Raw genomic sequence first — 13611 nt, 5'->3', positions numbered from 1 at the left:
TAGGGCGGTACCCGGAGTCGCCTTCCCGCCGGGTACCGCCCAGTCAGCCGGTGCCGGAGCGTCAGCTCACGTTGATCGCGGTCCAGGTCGCCGCCACGGTCGTGTACTCCGTGCTGGTGGACCCGTACAGCGCGGCCGTCGCGCTCAGGGTCGCCGTGCGGGCGCCCGCGTACGTGGTCGTCGACGTCATGTACTCGGTCAGCGCCTTGTACCAGATCTGGCTGGCCTTGGCCCGGCCGATGCCGGTGATCGTGGCGCCGTTGGACGTCGGGGAGTTGTAGCTCACCCCGTTGATGGTCTTCGCGCCGCTGCCCTCGCTCAGCAGGTAGAAGAAGTGGTTGGCCGGGCCGGACGAGTAGTGGACGTCCAGGTTCTTCAGCGTCGAGGACCAGTAGTTGGCCGACGCGCCGTCCTTGCTCGGCTGGTCCATGTAGCGCAGCGGCGTGCCGTCGCCGTTGATGTTGATCTTCTCGCCGATGAGGTAGTCGCCGACGTCGGAGGAGTTGGCCGCGTAGAACTCGACCGCCGTGCCGAAGATGTCGGAGGTGGCCTCGTTCAGACCGCCGGACTCACCGCTGTAGTTGAGGCCCGCGGTGTTGGAGGTGACACCGTGGGTCATCTCGTGGCCCGCCACGTCCAGCGAGGTCAGCGGCTTGACGTTGCCGGACCCGTCGCCGTACGTCATGCAGAAGCAGCTGTCGTCCCAGAAGGCGTTGACGTACGCGTTGCCGTAGTGGACTCGGGAGTACGCGGCGACACCGTTGTTCTTGATGCCGCTGCGGTTGAACGTGTTCTTGTAGAAGTCCCAGGTCGTCTGCGCGCCGTACGCGGCGTCGACGGCCGCGGTCTGGTCGGTGGTCGAGCTGGAGGCCGCGCCGGTGCCCCAGGTGTCGTCCGCGTCGGTGAACAGGGTGCCCGCGGACGAGGTGGTGGTGTGCGACTTGTTGTACGTCTTGTGGCTGCCGCGCGAGGTGTCGGTCAGCTGGTAGGTCGAGCCCGACAGCGTGGTGCCGAGGGTGACCGTGCCGGAGTACAGGCTCTTGCCGGTGCCGGTCTCGATGCCCTGGTACTCGTACAGCTTCGCGCCGGTGGCCGCGTCGGTGATGACGTGCAGCTCGTTCGGGGTGCCGTCGTCCTGGAGGCCGCCGACGACCGTCTCGTAGGCGAGCACGGGGGTGCCGTCCGCCGCCCAGATCACCTTGCGGGGCGCCGCGTCGGCCGCGGTCTTCTCCGAGCCGGCGGCCTTGGCGGCGGTCAGCGCCTGCTTCTCGGCCTTCGCGGAGGTGACGGTGGGCGTGAGGGAGGCCACCTTGATGGTCGCCTTCGTCGCCTTGGTGACGCTCTCGGTCTTGCCGGCCGCGGTCTCGTGGACGACCAGGTCGCCGCCGAGGACCGGGAGTCCGTCGTACGTGCGCTCGTAGCGCGTGTGGAGCGTGCCGTCCGCGTCCTGGATGACGTCTCTGACGACGAGCTTCTCCTTGGCGCCGAGGCCTATCTCCTTGGCGGTCTGGGGAGTTGCGGCGTCGGCCTCCTGGATCAGGGAGGTGCGTGCCGCCGCGGACAGCTGGATCTGGGCGCCGGGAAGCGTCGGCTTGGCGGTGGGGGCCGCGGCGACCTCGGCGGAGGCACCGGTGGTCATACCGGTGGCGAGCAGGGCTCCGGCGGCGACAGCGGTGGCGATGGCCAGAGTGGTGCGCTTGTGACGCGCGTAGAGGGGGGTCACAACGAACTCCTTCGTGGGGGCGACCGAACGGCATGGGGTGGCCGAACGGAAGGTGAAGTTGCGGTGCGGGTGAGCCGTGCGGTGGAAGAGTGACACCTGGGGCGCGTACATGTCAGGAGGCCGATTAAATCTTGGCCGAAAAACGTCCGTTGGGTGAAGATCGCTGTACGTAATGCGGACTCGATCTTCGTAAAGGAGACGTCAAAGCAAACCCCTGGCCGGGCAAAAGAGGGCGCCGCCCCGGGGAGTTGAACCTCCGGGACGGCGCCCTGTCTTCGGGACCCTCTACGGGAACGTGAGCTTCCAGCTGTTGATGTAGCCGGTGTCCACGGCCGCGTTGTCCTGGACCCTCAACAGCCAGGTTCCGTTGGCGACTTCGGAGGAGGCGTTCACCGTGTAGGTGGTGTTGATGTTGTCCGCGCTCCCGCCGGTGCCGTACGCCTTCAGCGTGTACGCCGTGCCGTCGGGGGCGACCAGCTGCACCTGGAGGTCACCGATGTAGGTGTGCACGATGTCGACGGCGACCGCGAGGTTCGTCGGCGCGTTGCCGGTACGCCCGGTGACCGCGATCGAGGAGGTGACCGCCGCTCCGTTGTCCGGAATTGATACGTCGGTCGTGCTCTCGAACGACGTACCACCGCCACCGCCGCCGGCCCGGGCGCCTACCGCGACGCCCGCCCAGGCGTTCTGCACCGCCGCGTACTCGGCGCTCGTGGTGCCGTACAGCTCACCCGCCACCGCGAGCGTGCCGGTGCGGGCCGCCGCGTAGTTGGTGGTCGAGGTGAACTTCGTGGTGAGCGCCTTGAACCAGATCTGCTCCGCCTTGGCGCGGCCGATCCCGGTGACCGGTAGCCCGTCGGCGGTCGGCGAGTTGTAGGTGACACCGTTGATGGTCTTGGTGCCGCTGCCCTCGCTCAGCAGATAGAAGAAGTGGTTCGCCGGACCCGAGGAGTAGTGGACGTCGATCGAGCCGATCCCCGAGTACCAACTGTCCTTGGACGCGCCGTCCTTGCTCGGCTGGTCCATGTAACGCAGCGGCGTGCCGTTGCCGTTGATGTTGATCTCTTCGCCGATGAGGTAGTCACCGACGTCGGAGGAGTTCGCCGCGTAGAACTCGACCGTGGAGCCGAAGATGTCGGAGGTCGCCTCGTTCAGGCCGCCGGACTCGCCGCTGTAGACGAGCCCCGCGGTGGCGGAGGTGAGGCCGTGCGTCATCTCGTGCGCGGCGACGTCGATCGAGGTGAGCGGGTTGGCGTTGCCCGACCCGTCGCCGTACGTCATGCAGAAGCAGCTGTCGGACCAGAAGGCGTTGACGTAGTTGTTGCCGTAGTGGACCCGCGAGTACGCGCCCACTCCGTCGCCCCTGATGCCGCTGCGGCCGTGCACGTTCTTGTAGTAGTCCCAGGTCAGTGCCGCGCCGTAGTGGGCGTCGGCGCCGGCCGACTCCAGGTTGGACGCCAGCCCGTTGCCCCACACGTCGTCGGAGCCCGAGAAGAGCGTGCCGGTGCCGGAGGTGCCGCGGTTCAGGTTGTACGTCTTGTGGCCGCCGCGCGTGCCGTCGGTCAGGTTGTACGTCGTTCCGGACTGGGTGGTGCCGAGCGTGACCGTGCCGCTGTACACCGTGTTGCCGGTGCCGGTCTCGATGGCCTCCCACTCGTACAGCTTCTTGCCCGTGGTGGCGTCCGTGACGACGTGCAGCTCCTGCGGGGTGCCGTCGTGCTGGAAGCCGCCGACGACCGTCTCCCACGCCACGGTCGGCGTGCCGCTCGCGGCCCAGACGACCTTGCGGGGCGCCCGGTTGACGTCGGGGCTCTTGGCCTTCTCCGCCTTCGCGGCGGCCAGGGCCTGCGTCTCGGCCCTGGCGGCGGGCAGCGCGGCGGTGGTCGTCGCCGGCTCGATGGCGGACCGGGTCGCCTTGACGACGCCCTCGGTCGCGCCCGACTTGGCGGTGTCGACCACCAGGTCGCCGCCGAGGACCGGGAGTCCGTCGTACGTGCGCTCATAGCGGGTGTGGACCGTGCCGTCCGCGTCCTTGGCGACGTCCCGGACGACGAGCTTCTCCTTGGCGCCGAGGCTCAGGTCCGCGGCGGTGTCCGCCTTGGCCGCCTCGGCGTCGCGTATCAGCGCGGCGCGCTGGGCGGGGGAGAGCTTCACGGGAACGGCGCCCGGGTTGACCTTGCCCGCTGCCGACGGTGCCTTCTCCGGGGCGGCGGTCGCGGCGCCCGACTGGACGGCCGTGGCGATCAGGGCGGCGACGCCCGCGAGGGCGACGGCTGCGGCGCGACGCCGCTGGGTGTGGGGGGTGCGTCTGTGAGGGGAGTTGCTTCTCAACACTGACTCCTTCTGCGTGGCCGCGGGTCGCACGGCCAGGGGAGACCGGACGAAGGGTGACCGTCCGGGCAGAACAGGGCGGTACGCGGAACCATGTGCAGGTGCGGAGGTGTTGCGGCACGGCACAGCGATGTTGCTGGTGTTGCTGTGGGGTTGCTGTGAAGTAGCCGTGGGAAGAGTGGCAGTGGAATGCGCTGTCTGTCAGGAGCGCATCAAGAAGTTGGCCGGAAATCGTTCGTTGTCCGGGTGGTCATGTTCGGTATGCGGAGGGTTGGTCGAGCCCTGCAGGCACACGCTCCTCCTCGCTCGGAAGCGTGGCCCGGGACCTCGCCCTGCGGACCTCAGCCGGCGGGCCGCCCCTCGCCGTGCCACGAGTGCCACAGCGCCGCGTACGCGCCGTCCGCCGCCACCAGGTCGTCGTGCGTGCCGAGTTCGGTGAGCCGGCCGTCCTCCATGACGGCCACCCGGTCCGCGTCGTGCGCCGTGTGCAGCCGGTGCGCGATCGCGATGACGGTGCGTCCCTCGAGTACGGCGGCCAGCGCGCGCTCCGTGTGGCGGGCGGTCGTCGGGTCGAGGAGCGCCGTGGCCTCGTCGAGGATGAGGGTGTGCGGGTCCGCGAGGACGACGCGGGCCAGGGCGAGTTGCTGGGCACGCGAGCCGTCCGTGGGGTGTCCGGCCGGGCCCAGCTCGGTGTCCAGGCCGTCCGGCAGCTCCCCGGCCCAGTCGTCCGCACCGACCGCCGCGAGCGCCGCCCACAACTCGGCGTCGGTGGCGGCCGGTTCGGCGATCAGCAGATTGTCGCGGACCGTGCCCAGGAACACGTGGTGCTCCTGGGTGACGAGGACGACCTGCCGCCGCAACTGCTCCGGATCGAGGCCGACGATCGGCACCCGGCCCACCGTCACCGAGCCCGAGCTCGGCGCGTCGACACCCGCGAGCAGCCTGCTCAGCGTGGTCTTCCCGGCGCCGGACGGGCCGACCACGGCCAGCCGCTCCCCGGGCCGCACGGTCAGGTCGACCCCGCGCAGCACCTCACCCCCGCGGTCGTACGAGTAGCGCACGTCCGTCACGTCGATCCGGTCGTCCACCGGGGCGGGCGAGCCGGCCGAAGAGGTGGCCCTCGGGGCTTGTGCGAGCCCCTCCACACGGGCGAAGGACGCGCTGCTGCTCTGCAACTGCTCGACCCGGTTCAGGATCGTGTCCAACGGGTCGACGAGCTGCATCAGATACAGCGCCGCCGCGACCACCGCACCCAGGCTCATCGCACCCCGCGCGTGCAGCGCGCCCCCCGCAAGCAGCACGGCGACCACGGGGACGGCGTACGAGGTCTCCACCAGCGGGAAGAACACGTTGCGCAGGAACAGCGTCCGCATCCGGGTGCGGCGGAGTGTCTCGATCGCGTCCCGGCTCGCCAGAGTCCGGCGCCGCTGCAGTCCGAAGGCCTCGACGGTGCGGGCGCCCGAGGCGGTGGCCCCGAGGATCTCCGCCACCTCCGAGGTGGCGGCACCCTCGGCGAGATAGGCGGTGCGCGCCCGGCGCAGATACCAGCGCGTGGCGAACCAGATGCCGACCAGGCCGAGGACCCCGCAGCCGCCGAGCAGCGGGTCAATGGCGAAGACCGCGCCGAGGATGAACAGCGACTGCACCGAGCAGATGAGCAGTTCGGGCAGGGCGTCGCGCAGGGTGGTGCCCACCATGGCGACGTCCGCGGTGCCGCGCGCCGTCAGGTCGCCCGTGCCGGCCCGCTCCACCACCGAGGCGGGCAGCGCGAGCGCCCGCTCGACGAACTCCTCGCGCACCCGCGCCAGCGTCCGCTCCCCGAAACGGTGTCCCACATACCGGGCGGCTCGCGCCAGCAGCACCTGCGTCAGCGCGCACCCCAGGATGACGAGCGCCAGCCGGTCCACGACGCCCACCCCGGCCCCGCCCCGCACCTCGTCGATGATCCGGCCGAGCAGCCACGGCCCGACCAGACCGGCCCCGGCGGCCAGCGTGTTGAGGGCGAGCACGACGGCGAAGGCCCGCCCGTCCGCCCTGATCAGCCGGACCGAGGCCCGGCGCACGTCGGCCTCCGCGGCGACCGGCAGCTGCCCGCTCATCGCACGGCCTCCTCGTTCTCTGCGTCCTCTGCGTCTTCTACGTCCGTGTCGCGGGCCACGAGCGCGCGGTACTCCGGCTCCCCGTCGAGGAGTTCGCGATGACTGCCGCTGGCCGCGACCTTGCCGTCCACCAGGTAGGACACGGTGTCCATCTGGTCGAGCATGAGCGGTGACGTGCTGGTCACCACCGTCGTACGGCCGCGGCGCGCAACCCGCAGCCGGGCGGCGACGGTCGCCTCGGTGTGGGCGTCGAGCGCGGAAGTGGGCTCGACCGCGAGCAGCACCTCGGGATCGGCGAGAAGCGCCCGCACCAGGCGTACGCGCTGCCGCTGGCCCCCGGAGAGACTGCGGCCCTGCGCGTCGACGGCCGAGTCGAGTCCGTCCGGCAGTCCGAGGACGATGTCGTCCGCGACGGCCGCGTGCACGGCCCCGGAGATGGCCTGTTCGTCGTGGTCGCGCCGGCCGGAGACCAGGTCGCGCAGGGTGCCCGCGAACAGATCGGCCTCGTTGTCCGCGACCAGGATCCGCTGCCGCACCTGGGACAGGTCGATCTCGTCCAGGCGTACGCCGCCCCAGGTCGCCGCCGACTCCGCGTACCGCCCGAGCCGGTCGACCACCGCGGCGGAGTCCGAAGGGCGGGCGCCGACCAGCGCGGTCAGCTTCCCCGGCGCCACCCGCACACCGGACTCCGGATCGAGGAGCGCCGACGGTTCCGCCGGGGCGTCCCGTGCGGCGCTGTCGGTGGCCAGCGGCTCCAGGGCCAGGAACCGCACAACGCGCCGGGCGGCCACCAGCCCCCGGCTGACCTGGTAGCCGCACTCGATGAGGAACGCCACCGGCATCACGAGGACCGCGACATAGCCGTACACGGACACCAACTCGCCGATGGTGATGGACCCTTGAGCGGCCAGCCGGGCCGCCAGCCAGGTCACGACGGCGAGGAACACCGTCGGCAGCCCGAGCCCCAGCGACTGGATCCAGCTGGTCACCGCCCCGACCCGGTACCCCTGCGCCCGCAGCTCCTGCGAGTCGCGGCGGAAGGAGTCGGCGAACAGCCCTTTGCCGCCGAGCCCGTTGAGGACACGCAGGCCGCCCGCGAGGTCGCCGATCCGGGCGGTCAGCACACCCTGCCGTTCGCGGTACTCGGTCTCCGCGCCCTGCAGCCGCCCCATCATCGGCCCGAGGAGCACGGTGATCACCGGCACGCCGAGCAGGATCACCACGGACAGCTGGACAGAGACCGACAGCAGCAGCGCGGCCACCACGCCGTAGGTGAGGACCCCGGCCACGCCGGGGCCGACGACGGTCAGCGAGGTGGCGATGGTCTGGACGTCGCCGACGCCGATCGTGACGACCTCACCGGCCCCCACCTGGCGCGACAGCGCGGCCCCCAGCCGGGTCGCCTGCCCCACCACGACCTTGACCGTACGGAAGTGGGCGTCCATCCGGACCTTGGTCATCGTGCGGTGCCGCAGGACGCCCAGGAAGGCGTTGAACACCCCCGCGCCCAGCATGGCCGCGGCCCAGCCCACCAGCGCCGCCTCGTCGCCCGGCTCCAGACCGTCGTCGATCGCGCGCGACAGCAGATACGGCGTCAGCGCGAGCAGCCCCATCCAGACGCTCGCCAGCAGCGCCCCCGCCACCGACCGGCCCGCCTGTCTGGTGCACAGCCACCACAGATACCGGCCGCCGCCACGGCAGTCGGGCGTGCCCGGGTCCTCGTACGCGTCGATCATCCGTTCCATCCTCTGACTCGAGCTTTCCGACGCGCTATACGAGACTGTCCTGCCACGCCTGATGCAGATCGGCGAACTTGCCGCGGTTCGCGACGAGTTCGGCCGGAGTACCGTCCTCGACGATGTGGCCGTGCTCCATCACAAGGACCCGGTCGGCGATCTCCACCGTCGACAGCCGGTGCGCGATGACCACCGCCGTACGGCCGCGCAGGACTGTCGACATGGCGCGCTGGACAGCCCGTTCGCCGGGGACGTCCAGCGAGCTGGTCGCCTCGTCGAGGATGAGGACCGCCGGGTCGGCGAGCAACGCCCGCGCGAAGGCGACCAGTTGGCGCTGGCCCGCCGAGATACGGCCGCCCCGTTTGCGTACGTCCGTGTCGTAGCCCTCGGGCAGGGAGCTGATGAAGTCGTGGGCGCCGATCGCCTTCGCGGCGCGCTCGATGTCCTCACGGGTTGCGTCGGGGCGGCCGATGGAGATGTTCTCGGCGACGGTGCCGGAGAACAGGAACGCCTCCTGGGTCACCATCACCACCCCGCGCCGCAGCTCCGGCACGGACAGCTCGCGCAGGTCGACGCCGTCGAGGAGGACCCGGCCGTCCGTGGGGTCGTAGAAGCGGGCCAGCAGCTTGGCGAGCGTCGATTTGCCCGCGCCCGTCGAGCCGACGACGGCCACCGTCTGCCCGGCCGGGACCGTGAGGTCGAAGGTGGGCAGGACCTCGCCGCCGGTGCGGTAGGCGAAGCGGACGCCGTCGAAGACGACCTCGCGGCCGGGGTGTTCGGAGGCGAGAGCGGGCAACTGCTTCGGCGCGGCCGGCTCCGGCACTGAGGGGTCCTGGGCCAGCAGGCCCGCGATCTTCTCCAGCGAAGCCGCCGCGGACTGGTAGGAGTTGAGGAACATGCCCAGGCGGTCGATCGGGTCGTACAGACGGCGCAGATACAGCACGGCGGCGGCCAGCACACCCAGCGCCAGCGAGTCCGTGGCCACCCGGTGTGCACCCCACAGCACGATCCCCGCGACGGCCGTGTTGGCGACCAGGCGGGAGCCGATGACATAGCGGGCCATCTCCAGGATGGCGTCGCCGTTCGTCCGCTCGTGGTGCCGGTTGAGCGTCCCGAACTCCGCGTCGTTGGTGGCCTCGCGGCGGAACGCGCGCACCGGGCGGATGCCGTTCATCGTCTCCGCGAACTTCACGATGACGGCGGCGATCGCGGTCGAGCGCATCGCGAAGATACGGCCCGCGCGGTGCTGGTAGAGGCGGATGAGCAGATACAGCGGCACGAAGGACACGACCGCCACCGCGCCCAGACCCAGGTCGAGCCAGAGCAGCATCGCCGAGATGTAGACGAACGACAGGATGACCGTGACGAGCTCCTGCAGGCCCTCGCTGAGGAGTTCACGCAGTGACTCGACGTCCGTCGTGGAACGGGAGATCAGCCGGCCCGAGGTGTAGCGTTCGTGGAAGTCGATGCTGAGCGCCTGCGCGTGCCGGAAGATACGGCCGCGCAGGTCGAGCAGCACGTCCTGGTTGACGCGGGCGGACGCGAGGATGAAGGCGTACTGGAGCGCGCCGGAGGCCACCGAGCAGAGCAGGTACGCGACCGCCACCGCGATCAGCGGGCCGTTGTCGTGGCTCCTGAACGCCGGTACGCCGCGGTCGATGGCGTACGCGACGAGCAGCGGGCCCGCCTGGACCGCGGCCTGCTGGAGCAGGAGCAGGACGGAGGTCAGGACCACGCGGGACCTGAGCGGGGCGAGCAGCGAACGCAGTAGCGCGGCGGTCGCGCCCGGGGGCGTGGGGAGGGCGTCGCGGTCGAAGGGGTCCGTGTACTGCGGGGGTTGTGGTGCGGGCGTGCCCTTGCCTTTTGCCTTGTCCCTGCCTTTGTCCCTGCCCTTGTCCTTGCCCGGCGCGGTCGTCGTGGGCGCCGTCATCGGTCGTCCTCCTCTGTGCCCTCTGTGCCCTCGGTGCCTGACATCAGGTGGGCGTACTCGGCGTTCGTGCGCAGTAGTTCGTGGTGGGTGCCCACCGCGGTGATGCGGCCGCCGGAGAGCAGGGCCACCCGGTCCGCGAGCAGGACCGTGGACGGGCGGTGCGCCACGATCAGGGCGGTCGTGTCCGCCAGTACGCGGCGCAGTGCCGCCTCTACCGCGGCCTCCGTGTGCACGTCCAGGGCCGACAAGGGGTCGTCGAGGACCAGGAAGCGGGGGCTGCCTACGACCGCTCTCGCCAGGGCGAGGCGCTGCCGCTGGCCGCCGGAGAGGCTCAGGCCCTGTTCGCCTACCTGGGTGTCCGTGCCGTGGGGCAGCGCGTGTGCGAAGTCCGCCTGCGCGACGGCTAGCGCCTGGTCCAACTCTGTTTCGCCCGCGCCGTCCTCGGCGCCCATGAGTACGTTCTCGCCGACGCTTGCGGAGAAGAGGGTGGGCTCCTCGAAGGCCATGGCTACGCGGGTGCGGAGTTCCTCGCGGGGGATCGCTGTGATGTCCTCGCCGTCCAGCGTGATGCGGCCGGACGTTACCTCGTGGAGGCGGGGGACCAGGGCGGTGAGGGTGGTTTTGCCGGTGCCTGTTGCTCCGACCAGCGCCATCGATTCGCCGGGGCGGATGTGCAGGTCGATGCGGTCGAGGATGGGTGGGGTGTTCTCGGGGGCGTCGGGGTAGCGGAAGCGGACGTTGTGGAACTGGAGTCCGCCGGGGCCTGTTGAATCTGCCGGCGGGGTGGGGGCTGGGGTCGGGGTGGGTGCGCTGCTCGGCGCTTGCGAGGTGCCGCTGTGCCCACCCGTGCCGCCCCTAGCGGCACGCATGCCCACAGCGGGGGCGGGGGCGGTGGCGGCGGCACGCATGCCCACAGCTGGGACCGTTTCTGCCTCCGGCTTCTCGTCCATTACCTCGAAGTACCGTTCCGTCGCTGTCGCTGCCTCCTGGCTCATTGCCAGGAGGAAGCCGATCGAGTCGACCGGCCAGCGCAGGGCGAGGGCGGTGGAGAGGAAGGCGACCAGGGTGCCGGCGGAGAGGTGGCCGTCGGCGACCTGGATGGTGCCGAGGACGAGGGCGGTGCCGATGGCGAGTTCGGGGAGGGTGACGATGACAGCCCAGATGGAGGCGAGGAGACGGGCCTTGGCGAGTTCCGTGCCGCGCAGGGTCCCCGACAGCTCGCGGAACGCGCGGGCCTGGCTGCGATGGCGCCCGAAGCCTTTGATGATGCGGATGCCGAGCACGCTCTCCTCGACGACCGTCGTCAGGTCGCCCACCTGGTCCTGCGCCCGCCGCGCCACCTTTGAGTACCGCCGCTCGAAGAGCCAGCAGACGAACATCACGGGGACCGCAGGAGCGAGCAGCACCAGCCCGAGCGTCCACTCCTGGGCCAGCATGATGGCCATGCCCGCGAGGATCGTCACGGAGTTGACCAGCAGGAAGGTCAGCGGGAAGGCCAGGAACATGCGCACCAGCATCAGGTCCGTGGTGCCCCGGGACAGCAGCTGACCAGAGGCCCAGCGGTCGTGGAAGGCGACCGGCAGCCGCTGGAGATGCCGGTACAGATCCGCTCGCATCGCCGCCTCGACACCCGCCAGGGGCCTCGCCACCAGCCACCGCCGCAGCCCGAACAGCAGCGCCTCCGCGAGCCCGAACAGCAGCAGGTACAGCGCCCCGAGCCACACCCCCGCGGAGTCCCGGTCGGCGACCGGCCCGTCCACCATCCACTTCAGCACGAGCGGAATCACCAGCCCCGTACAGGAGGCGAGCACCGCGACGAACGCGGCGGTGAACAGCCGCCCGCGCACCGGCCGGACGTACGGCCACAGCCGCAGCAGCGTGCGCACGGCCGACCGGCCACCGGTCTTCTCAGGGTCCTTGGTGGTTACAGGTGTTGTCGCCATCAGCACGGAGCCTACGGATCGGCACTGACAACGCCCACTGAGTTTTGGCCGTACCAGGATCGGCCGCTGGTCCTACGACCGGCCGATGGCGGCGGGCATCAGCGAGGCGACCGTGAAGGCCAAGCTGATCAGGAGGCGGGGTACGGCAGCAGGCCGGCCGCGGTCTTCTCCCAGGCGGTCCTGAGCTTCGCGAGCAGCTCCGGCCGGTCCGCCGCGAGGTCGGCCTGTTCGCGGGAGTCCGCGGTGAGGTCGTAGAGGTGGTCGACGCCGTCGGAGGCCTGGTGGTACTTCCAGTCCCCGCGCCGCAGCGCCCGGTTGCCCCGGACCCGCCAGAAGAGGTCGCGCTCGGCCACCTCCTCGTCGCGCAGCAGGTACCCGGCGAGGCTGGTGCCGTCCAGCGGGTACGCCGGGTCCGGCCGCGCCCCGCCCAGCTCCAGCAGGGTCGCCGTCCAGTCCGGTGAGAACGCAGGCTCGTGGCTGACCTGCTTGCCGTCGAGGCGGGCGGGCCACCGCAGGATGGTCGGCACCCGGATACCGCCTTCGAGCAGCGAGGCTTTCTCCCCGCTGAGCGGCCAGTTGTACGAGAAGCGCTCGCCGCCGTTGTCACTGGCGAACAGCACCACCGTGTTCTCCTCCTGACCGGCCCGGCGCAGCGCGGTGAGCACCTCCCCGACGGCGGCGTCGAGGCTCTCCACCAGCTGCGTGTATTTCTCGACCGAACCGCCGTCGTTGTGGAGGAGCGCGGCGGTCACCTGCGCCTGACTGCTCGCGGCCCGTATCTTCGCCGCGATCTCGGCGCCGGTCTCCGCGTCGTCCTCCGCGAGCCAGGGCCAGTGCGGGGTGGTGAAGTTGAGGTTGAGCAGCCACGGCTTGTCGTGCTCGCGGCTCACGTACTCCACGGCCCGCTCGGTCAGCACCTCCGTGTAGTAGCGCAGGTCCTTGTACTCCGCGTCGCCCTCGTACAGGTCGTAGGCGCCGAGCTGCCCGAGCTTGGAGAAGTACTCCAGTACGCCCCCGAAGTTGCCGAAGAACTCGTCCCAGCCCGACTTGGTGGGCCCGTAGTCCGGCAGGAAGCCGCAGTGCCACTTGCCGATGAGCGCGGTCGCGTATCCCGCCTTCTTCAGCAGGGAGGCGAGAGTGGGGTGGCTGGGGTCGAGCCCCTGGGTCTTGTTGGCGATGGGCTCGGCGAGACCGCCCTTCGTACGTCCCGGATAGCGCCCGGTGTACAGACTGAACCGGGTCGGCGAGCAGGTGGCCGACCCGGAGTACGCGTCGGTGAACCGCACCCCTTGCCGGGCCAGCCGGTCCAGGTTCGGCGTCTTGATGTGCGGTGCGCCGTACGAGGACAGGTCGGCCCAGCCGAGGTCGTCACCCAGGATGACGAGGAGGTTGGGACGCCGACCCGAACCGGAGGCGGCGGTCCTGGCCCGGAACGGGCGCTCGGCGGCGGCTGCTTCGGTGGCGGCGGCCGTACCGGCGACGGCGGTCACGGCACCGCCACCGATCAGACCACCGAAGACCCGACGGGATATTTCGGACATGCGGGTTCCTCAGAACAGACGTGTCCCACGACGGGACACGCAGAAAGGATTAAGGGGAATTAAGGAGAAAGGAGGGCAGCGGAGACCGCGGGCTCAGCGACAGATGGCGCTGGACTGCCGGCACAGATCGACGTGACGCCGCTCCACGAGCGCGACGAGCGCGCACGGGTGATCAGCGGGAATCCTCATGACGACGGACGTTGCCAGCGGTGAGGTTGAGCGTCAAGAAGCCGTCCAAGCGCTGGACAAGTCAGCCCGTCCGGCGTTTGAGGACGAGCGCGCAGCGCGACACGGGGGTCTGGGGGCGG

General features: G+C 70.6%; 8 protein-coding genes. All 8 read right to left on the bottom strand.

Annotated features, from left to right (window positions below; translation table 11 throughout):
* Positions 1-61 precede the first annotated feature (61 nt).
* Positions 62-1723 (bottom strand): M4 family metallopeptidase, encoded by a 1662-nt coding sequence (locus tag OG266_RS13195; protein ID WP_371545734.1) that lies wholly within the window; start codon positions 1721-1723, stop codon positions 62-64.
* A gap of 285 nt (positions 1724-2008) precedes the next feature.
* Positions 2009-4054 (bottom strand): M4 family metallopeptidase, encoded by a 2046-nt coding sequence (locus tag OG266_RS13190; RefSeq protein ID WP_371545733.1) that lies wholly within the window; start codon positions 4052-4054, stop codon positions 2009-2011.
* Between the two features lie 341 nt (positions 4055-4395).
* Positions 4396-6153, bottom strand: coding sequence for an ABC transporter ATP-binding protein (locus tag OG266_RS13185; protein WP_371545732.1), 1758 nt, complete (start codon positions 6151-6153; stop codon positions 4396-4398).
* Positions 6150-7889 carry an ABC transporter ATP-binding protein gene (locus OG266_RS13180; protein ID WP_371552772.1) on the bottom strand — a complete coding sequence of 580 codons (1740 nt, stop codon included), beginning with the start codon at positions 7887-7889 and terminating at the stop codon, positions 6150-6152. The genes OG266_RS13185 and OG266_RS13180 overlap by 4 nt, the downstream gene beginning before the upstream one ends.
* Before the next feature lie 34 nt (positions 7890-7923).
* Positions 7924-9819, bottom strand: a complete 1896-nt coding sequence (locus tag OG266_RS13175; RefSeq protein WP_371545730.1) for an ABC transporter ATP-binding protein — start codon at positions 9817-9819, stop codon at positions 7924-7926.
* Positions 9816-11762, bottom strand: a complete 1947-nt coding sequence (locus tag OG266_RS13170) for an ABC transporter ATP-binding protein (RefSeq protein ID WP_371545728.1) — start codon at positions 11760-11762, stop codon at positions 9816-9818. Before OG266_RS13170 ends, OG266_RS13175 begins: the two co-directional genes overlap by 4 nt.
* Positions 11763-11890: 128 nt before the next feature.
* Positions 11891-13303 (bottom strand): sulfatase, encoded by a 1413-nt coding sequence (locus OG266_RS13165; protein ID WP_371545727.1) that lies wholly within the window; start codon positions 13301-13303, stop codon positions 11891-11893.
* 93 nt (positions 13304-13396) lie between these two features.
* Complete coding sequence (locus tag OG266_RS13160; RefSeq protein ID WP_353962481.1) at positions 13397-13492, bottom strand: putative leader peptide; 96 nt, start codon at positions 13490-13492, stop codon at positions 13397-13399.
* Positions 13493-13611 lie beyond the last annotated feature (119 nt).

The organism is Streptomyces sp. NBC_00554 (assembly GCF_041431135.1).
Classification (GTDB): Bacteria; Actinomycetota; Actinomycetes; order Streptomycetales; family Streptomycetaceae; genus Streptomyces.
The sequence above is the reverse complement of the archived record's forward strand: the minus strand, read 5'-3'. Positions and strand labels throughout refer to the sequence as shown.